13 protein-coding genes are annotated in these 14,847 nt (G+C 64.4%); 6 read left to right on the forward strand and 7 right to left on the reverse strand.

The window, feature by feature from the left end:
• Positions 1-92: 92 nt before the first annotated feature.
• From FSO04_RS16885 to FSO04_RS16900, 4 genes are all read left to right on the forward strand, one after another.
• Complete coding sequence (locus tag FSO04_RS16885) at positions 93-1,322, forward strand: 2-aminoethylphosphonate--pyruvate transaminase (RefSeq protein ID WP_154560768.1); 1,230 nt, start codon at positions 93-95, stop codon at positions 1,320-1,322.
• Between the two features lie 76 nt (positions 1,323-1,398).
• Entirely contained in the window at positions 1,399-2,202 is an 804-nt protein-coding gene (gene phnX, locus FSO04_RS16890) for a phosphonoacetaldehyde hydrolase (RefSeq protein WP_154560769.1), read from the forward strand.
• Between the two features lie 157 nt (positions 2,203-2,359).
• A complete protein-coding gene (locus FSO04_RS16895) occupies positions 2,360-3,391 on the forward strand; it encodes a diguanylate cyclase (RefSeq protein WP_233464876.1) in 1,032 nt (343 codons plus the stop codon).
• 161 nt (positions 3,392-3,552) lie between these two features.
• Complete coding sequence (locus tag FSO04_RS16900) at positions 3,553-3,921, forward strand: DUF995 domain-containing protein (protein WP_154560770.1); 369 nt, start codon at positions 3,553-3,555, stop codon at positions 3,919-3,921.
• Between the two features lie 32 nt (positions 3,922-3,953).
• On the opposite strand, the gene FSO04_RS16905 is transcribed toward FSO04_RS16900, so the two are convergent.
• The 4 genes from FSO04_RS16905 to FSO04_RS16920 all read right to left on the reverse strand — a co-directional run bounded on the left by FSO04_RS16905 (position 3,954) and on the right by FSO04_RS16920 (position 10,474).
• Positions 3,954-6,842 (reverse strand): Hsp70 family protein, encoded by a 2,889-nt coding sequence (locus FSO04_RS16905; protein ID WP_174825292.1) that lies wholly within the window; start codon positions 6,840-6,842, stop codon positions 3,954-3,956.
• Positions 6,839-8,689 carry an Hsp70 family protein gene (locus FSO04_RS16910; protein WP_154560771.1) on the reverse strand — a complete coding sequence of 617 codons (1,851 nt, stop codon included), beginning with the start codon at positions 8,687-8,689 and terminating at the stop codon, positions 6,839-6,841. Before FSO04_RS16910 ends, FSO04_RS16905 begins: the two co-directional genes overlap by 4 nt.
• Positions 8,686-9,282 (reverse strand): DUF2760 domain-containing protein, encoded by a 597-nt coding sequence (locus FSO04_RS16915; protein WP_154560772.1) that lies wholly within the window; start codon positions 9,280-9,282, stop codon positions 8,686-8,688. The genes FSO04_RS16910 and FSO04_RS16915 overlap by 4 nt, the downstream gene beginning before the upstream one ends.
• 295 nt (positions 9,283-9,577) lie before the next feature.
• Positions 9,578-10,474 carry a LysR family transcriptional regulator gene (locus FSO04_RS16920; protein WP_154560773.1) on the reverse strand — a complete coding sequence of 299 codons (897 nt, stop codon included), beginning with the start codon at positions 10,472-10,474 and terminating at the stop codon, positions 9,578-9,580.
• 133 nt (positions 10,475-10,607) lie between these two features.
• Here FSO04_RS16920 and FSO04_RS16925 point away from each other — a divergent pair, with 133 nt between their 5' ends.
• Together FSO04_RS16925 and FSO04_RS16930 are read left to right on the forward strand one after the other, a co-directional pair.
• Positions 10,608-11,267 (forward strand): NADPH-dependent F420 reductase, encoded by a 660-nt coding sequence (locus tag FSO04_RS16925; RefSeq protein ID WP_154560774.1) that lies wholly within the window; start codon positions 10,608-10,610, stop codon positions 11,265-11,267.
• 286 nt (positions 11,268-11,553) lie between these two features.
• Positions 11,554-12,141 (forward strand): HisS family protein, encoded by a 588-nt coding sequence (locus FSO04_RS16930; protein WP_168435714.1) that lies wholly within the window; start codon positions 11,554-11,556, stop codon positions 12,139-12,141.
• A gap of 4 nt (positions 12,142-12,145) precedes the next feature.
• Here the strand turns inward: FSO04_RS16930 and FSO04_RS16935 are convergent, their stop codons facing one another.
• The 3 genes from FSO04_RS16935 to FSO04_RS16945 are packed head-to-tail and all read right to left on the reverse strand — an operon-like array spanning position 12,146 to position 14,837.
• Entirely contained in the window at positions 12,146-13,438 is a 1,293-nt protein-coding gene (locus FSO04_RS16935; RefSeq protein WP_154560775.1) for an NAD(P)/FAD-dependent oxidoreductase, read from the reverse strand.
• Positions 13,435-14,184 carry an amino acid ABC transporter ATP-binding protein gene (locus FSO04_RS16940; protein WP_154560776.1) on the reverse strand — a complete coding sequence of 250 codons (750 nt, stop codon included), beginning with the start codon at positions 14,182-14,184 and terminating at the stop codon, positions 13,435-13,437. Before FSO04_RS16940 ends, FSO04_RS16935 begins: the two co-directional genes overlap by 4 nt.
• On the reverse strand, positions 14,181-14,837 hold the full coding sequence (locus FSO04_RS16945; RefSeq protein ID WP_154560777.1) for an amino acid ABC transporter permease: 657 nt from the start codon (positions 14,835-14,837) through the stop codon (positions 14,181-14,183). The genes FSO04_RS16940 and FSO04_RS16945 overlap by 4 nt, the downstream gene beginning before the upstream one ends.
• Between the last annotated feature and the right edge of the window lie 10 nt (positions 14,838-14,847).

Here is a 14,847-nt window from a genome sequence, read left to right on the forward strand (position 1 = left end):
TACGATACCTGCATCGATTATATCGATTTTACCGATGGACAGCCTTTCTGTACCGTGTCATGACTGCAACAGCGATATCGGAGATTCCGACCATGGAAAGCGCGATCGACAGCTCCCCGACAGTGTCCGCACTGCCTTCAACCGTGATGTGTGCCGCACCGGCCCAGGGCGAGCCGTATCTGTTGACGCCGGGACCGCTGACCACGGCGCTCTCGACCAAGGAAGCGATGCTGCGCGACTGGGGCTCGTGGGACGGCGACTTCCGCGCAATGACCGCTCAACTGCGCCGCAGCTTGCTGGACATTGCCGGAGACAGCGACGGCGAGTACGACTGCGTGCCGCTTCAGGGCAGCGGCAGCTATTGCGTCGAAGCCATGCTCGGCAGCCTGATTCCGCGCGACGGCCATGCATTGGTACTGGCCAACGGCGCCTACGGCAAGCGCATCGCAACCACCCTCGGCTATCTCGGCCGTGCCCGCACGGTGCTCGACAAGGGCGACTATCTGCCGCCGCGCGGCGCCGAAGTCGAAAGCATGCTGGACGCCGATCCGCGCATCACGCACGTGGTCGCGGTGCATTGTGAAACGAGCTCAGGGATTCTCAACCCGATCGAAGAAATCGCCGCTGCAACCGCAAAAAAAGGCCGCAAGCTGCTGATCGACTCGATGAGCGCATTCGGCGCGGTGCCGCTCGATGTGCGTCAGATTCCGTGCGAGGCCTTCGTGTCGTCGGCGAACAAGTGCATCGAGGGCGTGCCCGGTTTCGGGTTCGTGATCGGTCGCAAGAGTGCATTGCAGGAGGCCAAGGGCCGCAGCCATTCGCTCTCGCTCGATGTGTACGACCAGTGGGACGTGATGAACCGCACCGGCCAATGGCGCTTCACGCCGCCGACGCATACCGTCGCCGCGTTTATCGAAGCATTGCGTCTGCACAAGCTCGAAGGCGGCCAGGCCGGGCGTCTCGCGCGTTACGCGAACAATCGCGACGTGCTGGTCGCGGGCATGCAGGAACTCGGCTTCGAGCCGCTGCTGAACGCGCGTTGGCGCTCGCCGATCATCGTGACGTTTTTTGCGCCGGCGCATCCGTCGTTCAAATTCGAGCACTTCTATGAATTGATGAAGAAGCAGGGTTTCATCATCTATCCGGGCAAGCTGACGGTGGTGGACAGCTTCCGCATCGGTTGCATCGGTCAGGTGGATGAGCGCGTGATGCACCGCGTGGTGCGGGCCTGCGCGCAGTCGCTGCAAGCGATGGGCGTCGCGCATGCCGCGCCGCCTGCGGCGGCGCTCGAAGAGCGCAAGACCTTGGCCGAAGCGGCTTGATCAGCGCGGCTTGGGTGCGGAATACAAACGCGCGGCACGTCGCGCGAGCCTTACAACCTCCAGAGAACCGAAGTAAATGAAACACGTAAAAGCAGTGATTTTCGACTGGGCCGGCACGGTGGTCGATTATGGTTCGTTGGCCCCGATGGGCGCGTTTGTCGAGACGTTCGAGCAGTTCGGCGTGTCGATCACGATCGACGAAGCACGCGGCCCGATGGGCATGGCCAAGCGTCCGCATATCGCGGCGCTGATGGCCTTGCCGCGCGTGTCGCAAGCATGGGCCGACAAGTACGGCCACAAGCCGGGCGAAGCGGACATCGACGCGGTGTACGACGTCTTCGTGCCGAAGAATATCGCGGTGGCCGCGAGCTACAGTTCGGTGATTCCGGGCGTGGCGGAAGTGACGAGCGCGCTGCGTAGCGACGACATCCGGATCGGCACGACCACCGGCTATACGCGCGAAATCATGGCCGAGATCGTGCCGGGCGCGGCGGCCCAGGGTTTTTCGCCGGATAGCATCGTGTGTACGGGTGACACGCCGGAAGGGCGTCCGTCGCCGTACATGATCTACAAGACGCTGCCGGAATTGGGTGTGTGGCGTGCGAAGGATGCGATCAAGGTCGACGACACCGAGGTCGGTATCGAGGAAGGGATCAACGGCGGCACGTGGGCGGTGGGTGTTGCCGTCAGCGGCAATGCCTTCGGTATGGCTGAGGACGACGTCAAGGCGCTGGCGCCGGATGAATTTGCATGGCGGCGCAAGGTGGCGATCCAGAAGTTGCAGGCCGCCGGGGCGCACTATGTGATCGATAGCGTGGCGGATCTGATGCCGGTGGTGCGTGACATCGATGCGCGGTTGGCGCGAGGCGAGCGGCCTTAAGCGAATGCGAGGCACAAAGGCGTTCGGCTGCACCGCAGAACATCCGGATTACACGATTGCAGGTTGCAATTGTCTGCTGAATGAATCAGCTTCCTACCGCTCAAGTTTCGAATGCAGATGCCGTTGACACGAGCTAGTCACTTCCGGGAACCCAGCCGTGCAACTCGCTTACAGTAACGATCGTCTGTCCAGCAGGATGTTGGTTGATCCGTCCGCCGCCGGCGAACCCGAGGTGGAATCGTCGGTCATCGAGTGGTTGTTGCATGACGATCAGGTGATGCGCGAATGCTTCACGCACGCGGCGGAAATCCTGAAGAGCGTAACCGGCGCGGCGATCACCGCGATCACGTTGCTCGACGAGGAGCATCAGCACTACCGGGCCGAAGTCGGCATGGCGATGCCGCTCGTGACCCGCGCTCGTTCGCTGGCCGACTACGCGGTGCGCGACGCGGAGCTGTTCGTCATCGAGGATGCCCACGATGACACCCGTTTCGGTGAATGCATGCTGGTGCAGCGCCATCCCTTCGTGCGCTTTTACGCGGCGATTGCACTGCGCGCGCCGAACGGCGAGATCGTCGGCGCGCTGTGCGCGATGGACCCCGCACCCGGCGGTCTCGATGCGTCGCAACGCGGCGTGTTTTACCACCTGCGCGCGATGATCGAAAACGATCTGAAAATGCGCACGGCCACCGCGATCGATCCGCTCACCCAGTTGTACAACCGCCGCTTCCTGCTGGAAAGCATCGCGCGCAAATGGAAAGACGCACGTGAGGGCGAAGTGATGGGCTCAGTGGTGGTCGACGTCGACTGGTTCAAACAGTACAACGACACCTACGGCCACCAGGCGGGCGACCATTGTTTGCGCAAGGTGGCTTCGGTGATGCAGTCGGCGTCCGACGGCGAGCGCATCATCGCCGGGCGCATGGGGGGCGAGGAGTTCGGCCTGCTGGTGCTGCGAGCGGAGCCGGTGACGCTTGAAGACACGCTCGAAGCGCTGCGGCAGGGCGTCGAAGACCTGGCGATCGAACATCGCGCCTCGCCGCTCGGCATGGTGACGGTGAGCGTCGGCGCCTCGTTGACGCGCATGACCGAGGGGGCGCGGCTGGCACATCGCGAGGGCTTCGCGAGCGCGGACCGGGCGCTGTATCGCTCGAAACACGACGGCAGGAATCTGGTGACGATGGCCTAGGGCAGGCCGCCTCGCGCGGGGACGGGTCTATACGGAAGCTCGCTGACGACGGTGCGGTTCCCGTCGGATCATAGCGGCGCGATAATGCACTGCAGTCCACACAGACGACCCGGCCGGTTTAGCCGGACGGCGTCGCTAACCGGTGCAAGCGGAGGCGGCCTATGAACGCGTTTGGCAGATCGACATTGCTGGTTCTCATCCTGGTGTCGGCGATTTCAATGGCCGATGACCAGACGCCCATGACCAAAGAAGCACTGGCGAAGGCGGTGCCAGGCTCGACGATGGAGCGCACGAACGACAGCGGACGAGTCAGGAACTGGACCAATAACGAAGACGGCAGCGCCACGATCACACGCATGCCCCGGCCGGGCGGCAAGCAGGGCGTGCAGAAGACATCCGGACACTGGTCGATTTCCAATGACGGCCGCTACTGCCTGACCGAAGACTGGTCCACCAAAGAAGGCGGTCCTGTGGACTGGTGCCGTCACGTCGTGGCCGGACCCGGTGGGGCACTGCAGTTCGTCAACTGACCTTCGCGCAGTGCCCGCACCCTGGCGCTCGCTCATGGCGTTGCAGTTATCAGCTTCAGCCCCGCAGGCAGCGATTCTCCGAACACCCGGCCTTCGTCGGCGTCATCGAGTTCCACGGTCTCGCCGACCATCGTGATCCACGCGCGCGGCGCATTGGCCGCTTCGAGTTTGCGCACCACGGTATGGCGCAAGTCTTCGGGCAGGTCGCGCGAGCGGTCGCCGGTCATGCGGGCGATCTGCACGGCGGCGAACGCTGCGGGGTCGACCTTCTTCCAGTCGAGCGCGAGGATCGTGTTCAGCCAAAGCGCCGCGATGTCCGGCGGCACGACGCTATGCGCGCTGCCATAGAACGGCCGCCGCGCACCGATGCGCCCGACCGCCCACCAGCTCTGATGATTTTCCGCGGGTTTCTTCAAGCGCGTGAGCACGGATTCGCCGAGCTCGATCTTGCGTTCGACCGGAATGCGTTCGAGCGACGCGCTTAGCCTGACCATGTCGGTGAAGCCGGTTTTCGACACGTCGAAGGGCAGTTTGTGACGCGATTGCGCGGCCGTTTGCAGATAGGCCATCGCGTCGAGCACGCGTAGTTGCGCGCTTTCGTCGAGCCCGCCCGCCGCGCGGCGCCATAGCGTCCACCATTCCGACCACACCTGGCTTTCGTTGACGTACTGGATGCCGTCGTCGAAGAGCGACCAGAGTTGCTCCACACGCCATTCGTCGAGCGGATAGCCGAAGCCGGGCCGCACGCAATAGCCTGCGAGATTCAGCCACAAGCGTTCGTGGTCCGCCGAGCGCCGCCGGCGCCGCGCACGCTCCCACAGCGCGCCGAACAGTTCACGCAGCAGCGCGCTGTTCCAACCTTCGCGCGGGCCGAGCAGTTGTTCGAGTTGCGAGCGCAGGCGTTTGATTTCTTTCGGGTCGACGTTTTGCGCGCGTGTGCCGAAGCAGCGGTCGATATGGTCGATCGCCTGGTCGAGCGCGGGGTGCCGGGCTTGTGACGCATCCGCCGCCAGGTTCACCTGAGCATCTTCGCGGCGCAACTGGAATTCGAACAGCCAGCGCTGCGCCGGATTGTCGAGCTCGATGCAGTGGACTTCGAGCGTGCCCACTTCCGTGAGAGAGGTTGCGATCTGTACCGCGGTTTCGCCGCGCGTCGTGCTCGCGCCGCGCTGTTGCACGATCGTCGCAATAGGTGGCAGCCGAACGAAATCGCCTTGTGCAAGGTCGGCCATCTCGCCTGGTTGATAGATCGTATCCGCGCTTGAAGAGGCCAGGTGAAAACGCACAGGGTGCCCGAGGCGCAGCGCGAATGTTCGGTCTTCGATCCGGATTTCGTGGCCTTCTTCGGTGCCGCGCGGCAGCAGGCAGATGCCGCGTTGCGCCGGTTCGGCGTCTCGTTCGTCATTGCCGGTTTCGTCGAGAACGAGGAAGTAACTGCGTGCCGAGCCGCCACCGATTTTCGGCGCCTGGCCAGCGCGCGCGAGGGCATAAGCGACCGCGCCGCGCGCCACGGCGACGTCGGGATTGTCGTTGTGCAGAACGTTGAGCGGTTCGCCGCGCCACGTGCCCAAAGTGCTGGACAGGCGTTGCGCGAGTGCTTCAGCGCGGAACACGCCGCCGTTCAGTAACAGCGTGTCGGGCACCGGCAACGGCTCGTCCTGAGCTTCGCCCGCACCGGAGGGAAGCGCGGAGGAATCAGTAGCCGAACCCAGCGCCTTACGCGACTGCGCCGCGAAGCGATTCAGAAACGCCGCGATATGACGCGTGACCGCCGCATCGGTGGCATAGGGCAGGCCGAACTCGACAATCGCGCCGCGCGGCCTGCCCGGCCGTTCGTTCGATGCCACCGCCGGAAAGAATCCGTCGACGATGATCTGCTCGACTTCCTCGCGCGTGACCTGCGCCGTGCGCGCGCCGCCGATCAGCTTCGAGCCTGCGCCGAGCAGCGTGATCGAAGCCGACTCCGGCGCGTCTGGGCCGAGCAGTTGTTCCTTCGCGCCGCGGCAACGCTCGACCAGTTGCGAGAGGCTCGCCGCCGATAGACGCGTGCGCTCGTTGCCCGCTTGAGGCAAACGCGCCTCGACGCGATGCGCGAGCGCGAGATCCATGTTGTCGCCGCCGAGCATCAGATGGTTGCCCACACCGATACGCGTGAGCTCCGGCTCGCCGTCACGCATGCGGACTTCAATCAGCGTGAGGTCGGTGGTGCCGCCGCCCACGTCGCAGATCAGTACGAGTCGCGTGTCCGCCAGTTCGGTCGCAAGGCTTTCGCGATGATGAAACAGCCAGTCGTAGAACGCGGCCTGCGGTTCTTCGAGCAGCCTTAATGTGGGCAGGCCCGCCATCCGCGCTGCTTCCACCGTCAGCGCTCGTGCGCCTTCGTCGAAAGAAGCGGGCACCGTCAGCACGATGTCTTGCGCTTCGAGTGGCGCGTCGGGAAAGCGTTGATTCCAGGCCGCCCGCACGTGCGCCAGATAGCTCGCGCTGGCTTCGACCGGCGAGACCTTGCGGACATCGTCCGCGGCGCCCCACGGCAGGATCGGCGCGACCCGGTCCACCGACGCGTGCGACAGCCAGCTTTTCGCACTCGCCACCAGCCGTCCCGGCACCTGGCCGCCGAGCGCACGCGCGAGCCTCCCGATTACTACTGGCGGATCCTGCTGATTTTCGACAGCTTTATCGATCGAACCGTCAGGCGCGCTCCACGGCAACTGCAAATCGCCCGCACTCAGCTCGCCCGGCGCCGCGTGATACCGCACCGAAGGCAGCAGCGGCCGTGAGGAGACTTCGCCGAGACTCACCAACTGATCGATCTCGAAGACGCGAATCTCCTGCGAGCCTGCCGCAGCATAGGCCAGCACCGTGTTACTGGTGCCGAGATCAATGCCGACGCTGTAGCGCTTCAGCTTCACTTCAGTCATGCATTGGCGTTGCCGCGCACGTCGAACTCGACCTTCCAGCGTTCGTCGGTGCCGCGCGGCACGGCTTCGAGTTCGAGCGTGCCGGCTTCCGTCACGCGCGCACGCAGCTTCACCGGCACGACTTCACCAGCGGTGCGGCCGGCGGACGGCAGCGTCGCCTGGATTTCCTCCAGTTCCTGCAACTCCTCGGGCCCCCAGAAGTCGAGCAGCGTGCCGACCTGATCCTGACGACGCACCGACGATCCGAAGAAACGGAAGTGCACCGGCTCGCCGACGACCAGGCCGAACTCCTGCGCCGGCAGTTCGGCGTCCGTACCTTCCTCCATGCCGAACGGCGCGACGCACAGCGCCTGCACCGGCGGCTCGAGACCGGGGACGGCGGGCATCGCCGATTCGATGGCGATGTAGTACGCGCGTGCGGTGCCGCCACGAATACGCACGCCCTGGCCGCGCCGTACATAGCCGTAATAAGCCGCGCCGCGCGCGACGGCGAGATCGAGATCCGCGCCTTCGAGCAGGCGTGCCTGCGGCGCACCTTCGGCACCGAGCCAGCCATTGAGCGTGCCCATGATCCGCTCGACCAGCAGCGGCGACTTGAACACGCCGCCGTTGAAGAGCACTGCAGTGGGGTGCAGGAAAGTCGCGCCTTCCGTCGTGACGATATCGCGCAAGCCTTCGAGTTCGGCCAACGCACCCACCTGACGGCCAAGGAAGGCCGCCAGATGCCGCGTGATGCCCGCGTCCTGCGCATACGGCAGGCCGAGTTGCGTCAGACCGGCACGCGCACGACTGACCGGACGCGCTGCACTATCCACCTGCGGGAAGAAACCTTCGAGGATCGTTTGGGTCAACTCCGCGCGCGTGAGTTCGGTGCGAATCGAGCCGCCGATCAGCTTCGAGCCGCGGCTCGGCACGACGAGCGGCACGGTATCGGTCGACGGATCGCTGAGCAGCGTTTCCTTCGCCGAGCGGCAGGCATAGGTGAGGGCGCGCAGTTGCCACGCGTCGGCCTGGGTACCCTGCGCGGCAAGTTTGCGCGCGACCACGTGGGCAAGCGCGAGGTCCATGTTGTCGCCGCCGAGCAGAATGTGTTCGCCGACCGCGACGCGATGCAGTTCGAGATTGCCTTCGCGCTCGATCACGGCGATCAGCGAGAGGTCGGTCGTGCCGCCGCCCACGTCGACCACGAGAATGATGTCGCCGACCTTGACCTGCTTGCGCCATTGGCCGCCGCTCTTCTGAATCCAGCTATAGAGCGCGGCTTGCGGTTCTTCGAGCAACGTCATACGTCCGTAACCGGCGGCTTCCGCTGCTTCGGCGGTCAACTCGCGTGCGGCCGGATCGAACGATGCAGGGATCGTTACCGTGATGTCTTGCTGGCTGAACGGTGCGTCCGGATGCGCGTGATCCCACGCTTCGCGCAGGTGCGTCAGATAGCGCACCGAGCTTTCGAGCGGCGACACGCGAGCGACTTCAGGCGGCGCGTCGTTCGGCAGAATCGCCGCGCGACGATCGACGCCGGGATGGCACAGCCAGCTCTTGGCGCTCGACACGAGCCGAATCGGCGTGGCCGCGCCGCGGCTGCGGGCGAACTCGCCGACTGCGAATTCGCGCTGGCCGGTCCACGGGAGGTACAGGTCGCCGGAGGCGAGTTCGTCCGGATGCGGCAGGTAGAGGAACGAGGGCAGCAGATCGAGGTTGTCGATCGCGCCGGGACCGGTAAGTTGAGCGACCGGCAGCACGCCTTGGGCGGTCTTTTCACCATCGCTGGCCGTGGTGTCCACGTAGGACAGCGCGCAGTGCGTGGTGCCTAGATCGATACCGATTGAAAAGCGTGCGTCGCTCATAGCTCCACCTCGGCCGGTGCGATTACCTTGGCGTTATGGCTGTCGGTCAGCTTCGGCAGACGCACTTCGTCGACACGCCAGCCGCGGTGGCTGATGCTGCCGTTAAACGGCGCCTTGCCGACCACATTGCCGGTCAGGCGAATCGAGGTGGCGTCGAAACCTTCGGCCAGCGTCACGCGGCTGCCTTCGGCTTCGTCGCGCACCGGACGGATCGTGAAATGCTCGCGCAGCGTCGTGCGGCAGCCGTCGTGCACGAGGCGGGCGGCGGCGCCGATGTCGGCGTCGCTATAGGCCTTGATATCTTCTTCGACGAAATCGATGAAGCGCGCGTCGCGTTGCAGCAGGCCAAGCAGTTGGAGTGCGGCGTCCGGGCTCGCTTCTTTCAGCGTGGGCGCCGGTTGCGGGGCTGGAGCCGGTGCCGCGGCAGGAGCGGGCGTGGGTGCGGGTGCAGCGCTCGCGGCAGCGACGCCACCTGCGTCGCCGTTACGCAGACGCAGCACCCCGGCGGCGAATTCGCCATCGCCGAGGATGCTGAAAAACGTACTGACGGCAAGTGAAATCCTGCCGAGGAAAGACGGGTTCGAATCGGTCATGAATGCTCCTGAGGGGCTCTGTTAAAGGACGAGCTGTCCTGGCTGCGCCGCAAGCGACGAGCCCGGCGTGCCTGATTGGCGTGCTGGGCCGTCGTCATGCGTCATTGCGAGGGTCGGCGGCAAGCCTGCCGCCGAGGTCTGATTCATCCGGATTCGCGGCGCGTTTTGCGCGCGCAAAACCGGTATTTTGCCTTGTCGCGCGCTCGACGCGGGCAAAGGCGGGAATTCTAGCGGCTAATGGGTGGAGATTGGCGGGTGGCGCAGGCCGTCTTCCGGATGTACCCGGCTGCCCATTTCACGCGGCGTGCGGCCCGAATTCGGCCACCACCTGATCGATAAACGCGCGCAATTTCGGGGTGGCGCGGCTGGCCGGAAACACCAGATGCATGGGTCGCGCGGGTGCTTCGTAGCCGTTCAGCAGGCGTACCAGCCGGCCCGCGGCGAGTTCGTCCTTCACCGCCACTTCGGGCGCGAGGATCACGCCGCCGCCATTGAGGGCCGCGGCCAGCAGCGCTTTCACGTCGTTGGCCTGAAAGCGGCCTGAGATCGGCACCACGTGTTCGCCCTGGGCATCGGCGAAATGCCATTCGGTTTGAACCGGCAGGCTCGTATAGACGAAGCTCAGGCACTCGTGCTCCGCCAGCGCTTGCGGCGTCTGCGGCTCGCCGCGCTCGGCCAGGTAGTCAGGCGACGCGCAGGCAATCAGCCGGTACGGCATCAACTGTCGGGCGATCAACGACGAATCCGACAGCGAGCCGAGACGGATCGCGGCTTCATAGCCTTCGTCGATCAGATCGACGAAGCGGTCGGTCAGCGCCAACTCGACCCGTACCTCGGGATTGGCCTTCAGGTAGCGCGTGATCATCGGCGCGAGACAGCAGGTGCTGAAGGTCACTGGCGCGGTGATGCGCAGACGCCCGCGCGGCGAGGCAGACAGCTCCTGCGCGACCGATTCGGCCGCGTCGGCATCCGCCAGCAGTGCCTTGCAGCGTTCGTAGAAAATCTGGCCGATCTCCGTGAGGCTCTGGCGGCGCGTGGTCCGGTTAAGCAAACGCGCGCCGACGCGCTCCTCCAGCGTACTGACATGCTTGCCGGCCATCTGCGCGGAGATGCCGAAGGCGAGCGCAGCCGCGGCGAACGAGCCGCTGTCGGCGGTTTTCACGAACACGGCCATGCTGGTCAAGCGGTCCATGATTCACCACTGCTGGTTTCGACAGTCATCAAACTACGCCTGTTTATCCGATTGAAGTTTTGAATCATAGTGCTTCTCACCGATGGGCGGGCGCTCAACCGAGTGCTCCGCGGATAAACATGGAGTGTGAAACATGAAGATAGGCATTCTCGGCGCCGGCTTTCTCGGCCGCGCGATGGCGACCGTCGCGAAGATCCATGGTCACGAAGTCATGATCAGTAATTCCCGTGATCCGCGAACTTTGATCAGTACGGCCGCGGCGCTTGGCTGCGCGCTCGGCACGGCTGAAGAGGCGGCGAAGTTCGGCGACGTGGTGGTGGTGACCGTGCCGTTCAGCAACATTGGCGCGCTGCCGGTTGCGGCACTCGACGGCAAGATCGTGATCGACACGTGCAACTACTATCCCGACCGCGACGGCCACATCGAGGCGCTCGACAGTCGCTCGACGACCACCAGTCAGATGCTGGCCGCCGCGTTGCCTGGCGCGAAGGTGGTCAAGGCCTTCAACGCGATTCTGGCGAGGGACCTCGAAACGGACGGCAAGCCTGCCGATGCGCCGAACCGCCGGGCATTGCCGTTCGCGAGCGATGACGAGCAGGCCAAGCACGTCGTGCGCGGGCTTCTCGATCAGTTCGGCTTCGATCCAGTCGATGCCGGTGCGCTCACCGACAGTTGGCGCTTCGAGCGTGCGAAGCCGGTCTATTGCATTGCGCTGGATCGCGCGGGCATCGTTGAAGGATTGGCGGCGGCGCAGCGGGACGTCGAGTTGCCGCATGGATCGTGGCGGCATTGAGGGGAGCGTGGCGATGTGTTCCCAAAATTAAATCGATGTGCGACTATGCCCTCCATGGAATCCCGTAACGTACTGTTCATCTTTTACCACCATCACGGTCGCATGCAGTTGCGCCGTGGTTCGTTACGTCCATAGCAGGGAATCGGGACTTTACTGATCCCGTTTCGTGCACCAACGACCAAGGCGCCCCCAGGGCGCCTTTTTTTATTTCTACGCACAAGAGGACCAGACATGACCATGATCCGTGGAACCCGTTTTATCGTCGGAACCGAAGCCGCGCAGATTCGTGCACTCGAAAATCGCTTCCGGAGCTACCTTCATTGAAGCCGGGGCAGAGGAGGCGATCGTTCCTGCGCTGTGGGGACAAGACACCTTCATCCAGAAAGCCGGTGGCAGTGAGGTCATCGGGCAGATGTGGGCTTTCCCGGACAAGAAAGGCAGACCCTGCTGTCTGATCCCGGAAGCGACAGCGCTGTTCCAGGAGCGCTGCAAGGAATTGCTGGGACGGCAAACGGAGCGCATGGTGTTCTACGTCGCGCGGTGCTATCGGTATGAGCGGCCTCAGGCAGGCCGTTACCGCGAATTCTCGCAACTCGGCTTCGAATATCTTTGCCCGGATCCGCAACGGGCCAACGTGCGCAGTCAGGAGATCGTGGCGGGTTTTCTGGATTCCTTCGGACTGCGCTACGAAATCGACAGTTCGGCTCGACGCGGTCTTAGCTATTACCTGAACGGCATGGGCTTCGAGATGCGCTGCACCGAACTCGGCGCGCAACAGCAGATCGTCGGCGGTGGGGCGTATCGGGAAGGTGCGGGTTTTGGCATCGGCGCAGAACGGTTGCTGCTGGCGATGGTGGCTCAAGGAATCGTATAGAGGGCTAACTCATCGCATCGAGCAACCCATACCACGCAACCCCGGCGCTGATATAAAAGCGCTGAAGCGCATGCAGCGGGATCCGTCGGATTGATGTCGGCGGCAACGGCAGTCCACGCGTCGCGCCTGCCAGATGCGCGGCGAGGTGTTTGCCGAGCGTCGTTGCCATCGCGATGCCGCGGCCGTTGTAGCCCAGCGCGATCGTCAGCCCCGGTGCGGGCAGGTGAACATGCGGCAGGAAATCCCGCGTGATGGCGATGCGCCCGGCCCAGCGATACTCGTACTCGACGTCCGCCAGTTGCGGGTACAACAATCTGGCCGCACGTTCGAGGTGTGCCCAGTCCGCCGCGCCGCGTGGTTCGCGAAAAGGTCCGCGGCCGCCGATCAACAGGCGGCCTTCGCTGTCGCGCCGGAAGTACAGCAGCAAGCGCCGCGAATCCGACGCCACTTCGCGCCCGGGCAGGATGCTTGCGCTGATCCTCGCGGCCAGCGGCTTCGTCGCCACGATGAAGCTGTTCGCCGCGATCACCGACTGCGCGATCCCCGGCCACAGCGAATCGCTGTATCCGTTGGTTGCAAGCAGGACCTGACTCGCGTCGATGGTCGGTCCTTGAGCCGTGTGAATGCGCCATCCATCGGCGCGCTGTTCGAGGCGGTTCGCGACCGTCGCGCCGTGAATCGCCACGCCACGCGCGAGGGCAGCGCGCGCAAGTCCCCGCGCGTAGCTGAGCGGTTGCACGCTGCCCGCGCGGCGGTCCACCCATCCCCCGACAAACGCATCCGTTCCAAGCCGCTGCGCAATCTGCGCGCGATCGAGCAACTCGACGCGCGCGCCACGCGATTCCCACTGGCGCGCACGCGCATGCAGCGTATCGAGCAGCCTGGTCGAATGCGTGGGCTGAATCCAGCCGGCGCGTGTCGCATCGCATGCAATATCGTGGCGCTCGATCAGATCGAACACCGTCTCGGCTGCGCCGCCCGCCATCCTGACGAGCGCGTCGCCGTCGTCCGGGCCGAAACGGCGCATGAGCTCGTCGGGGTCGTACTTGAGACCCGGAATCACCTGTCCACCATTGCGTCCCGATGCGCCCCAGCCCGGCTCGTTCGCATCGATCACGCAGACGTCCATGCCGAGTTCGCTCAAATGCAGCGCCGTGGATAAACCCGTGTAACCCGCGCCCACAATAGCCACCTGGACACGCTTCGATGCATCGAGAGGCGGCGTGCGCACCGCGGCCTCAGCGGTGGCAGCCCAGAGCGACGGCGGCAACGGCTGGCCGGCTTCTACTGACTTCATTGAGCGATTCCATTCGACGTGGGCGTGATCATGCGGCGCAGAAAATCGCGCGTGCGCGGATGAGAGGGCCGCTCGAGCAGATCGGCTGCCGCGCCTTCCTCGCAAATGGTGCCGTCGTACAGAAAGCACACGCGATCGGCCACCTCGCGCGCGAAGCCCATCTCGTGCGTGACAACAATCATCGTCATGCCGTCGTTCGCGAGTTGCCGCATCACGCCGAGCACTTCGCCGACGAGTTCCGGGTCGAGCGCGGAAGTCGGTTCGTCGAACAGAATCGCTTTCGGCTCCATCGCCAGTGCACGCGCAATGGCGACGCGCTGTTGCTGGCCGCCCGAGAGCTCGGCTGGATACGCGCCCATCCGGTGCGCGAGGCCAACCTTGTCGAGCAGATGCCGCGCTTTCTCGCGCGCCGCATCGCCGGCTTCCTTTTTCACATAGAGCGGCCCTTCGCAGACGTTCTCCAGCACCGTGCGATGCGGAAACAGATTGAAGCGCTGAAACACCATGCCGACCTGCGTGCGCAATTCATGGATGTGCTTCGACCTGGCGTCGACGCGCACGCCTTCGACGGCGATCGTGCCTGCGTCGTAGGTTTCGAGACCGTTGATGCAACGCAGGAGCGTCGACTTGCCCGAGCCCGAGGGCCCAATCAGACAGACGACCTGGCCGGCTTCGACGTTGAGGCTGACGCCCTTGAGCACTTCCTGATCGTGGAAGCGCTTGTGAATGGATTGAACTTCGATCATCGCTTTCCCTTCTGACCGAGACGGCGCTCGAGGCGCCGCAAGCCGTAGACGAGCGGCAGGCTGAGCGCGAGATAGAGCAGCGCGACGAGCGTGAATACCGTCATGTTCTGGAACGTCGACGACGCAATCAACTGGCCGGCGCGCGTCATTTCCGCGACGGTGATGGTCGAGGCCAGCGACGAGTCCTTCAGCATCATCACGAGCGTGTTGCCATACGGCGGCAGCGCGATTCGAAACGCTTGCGGCAGGATCACGCGGCGCATGATCAGCCCGCCACGCATGCCGATGGATTGCGCGGCTTCGATCTGGCCGTGGTCGATTGCCTGGATGCCGGCACGAAAGTTCTCCGCCTGATACGCCGAATAGGCAACGCCCAGCCCGATGAAACCCGCCTGGAACGCGCTCAACTGCACGCCGAGATCGGGCAGCACGAAGTAGATGTAGAACAGCTGCACGATGATCGGCAGGCCGCGAATCACGTTGATGAACGTGGCCGCCGCGTTCGAGAGCACCTTGTTCGACGACACGCGCATCAGCGCCAGCACGAGCCCGAGGAGCGTACTGAGAACGAACGCGCAGAAGGTGATCTCGACGGTGACGACCGCGCCTTTCAGCAGGATCGGCAGGAAGTCGAGCGCATTCTGGATGAACATGACGTGATCT

Origin of the sequence: Paraburkholderia madseniana (assembly GCF_009690905.1) — a bacterium.
GTDB lineage: Bacteria > Pseudomonadota > Gammaproteobacteria > Burkholderiales > Burkholderiaceae > Paraburkholderia > Paraburkholderia madseniana.

Bases quoted from the DNA above. Each gene is read 5' to 3' on its own strand.
- FSO04_RS16885 (WP_154560768.1), top strand. From the start codon at position 93: ATGGAAAGCGCGATCGACAGCTCCCCGACAGTGTCCGCACTGCCTTCA.
- phnX (WP_154560769.1), top strand. From the start codon at position 1,399: ATGAAACACGTAAAAGCAGTGATTTTCGACTGGGCCGGCACGGTGGTC.
- FSO04_RS16900 (WP_154560770.1), top strand. From the start codon at position 3,553: ATGAACGCGTTTGGCAGATCGACATTGCTGGTTCTCATCCTGGTGTCG.
- FSO04_RS16905 (WP_174825292.1), bottom strand. From the start codon at position 6,842: ATGACTGAAGTGAAGCTGAAGCGCTACAGCGTCGGCATTGATCTCGGC.
- FSO04_RS16910 (WP_154560771.1), bottom strand. From the start codon at position 8,689: ATGAGCGACGCACGCTTTTCAATCGGTATCGATCTAGGCACCACGCAC.
- FSO04_RS16915 (WP_154560772.1), bottom strand. From the start codon at position 9,282: ATGACCGATTCGAACCCGTCTTTCCTCGGCAGGATTTCACTTGCCGTC.
- FSO04_RS16920 (WP_154560773.1), bottom strand. From the start codon at position 10,474: ATGGACCGCTTGACCAGCATGGCCGTGTTCGTGAAAACCGCCGACAGC.
- FSO04_RS16925 (WP_154560774.1), top strand. From the start codon at position 10,608: ATGAAGATAGGCATTCTCGGCGCCGGCTTTCTCGGCCGCGCGATGGCG.
- FSO04_RS16935 (WP_154560775.1), bottom strand. From the start codon at position 13,438: ATGAAGTCAGTAGAAGCCGGCCAGCCGTTGCCGCCGTCGCTCTGGGCT.
- FSO04_RS16940 (WP_154560776.1), bottom strand. From the start codon at position 14,184: ATGATCGAAGTTCAATCCATTCACAAGCGCTTCCACGATCAGGAAGTG.
- FSO04_RS16945 (WP_154560777.1), bottom strand. From the start codon at position 14,837: ATGTTCATCCAGAATGCGCTCGACTTCCTGCCGATCCTGCTGAAAGGC.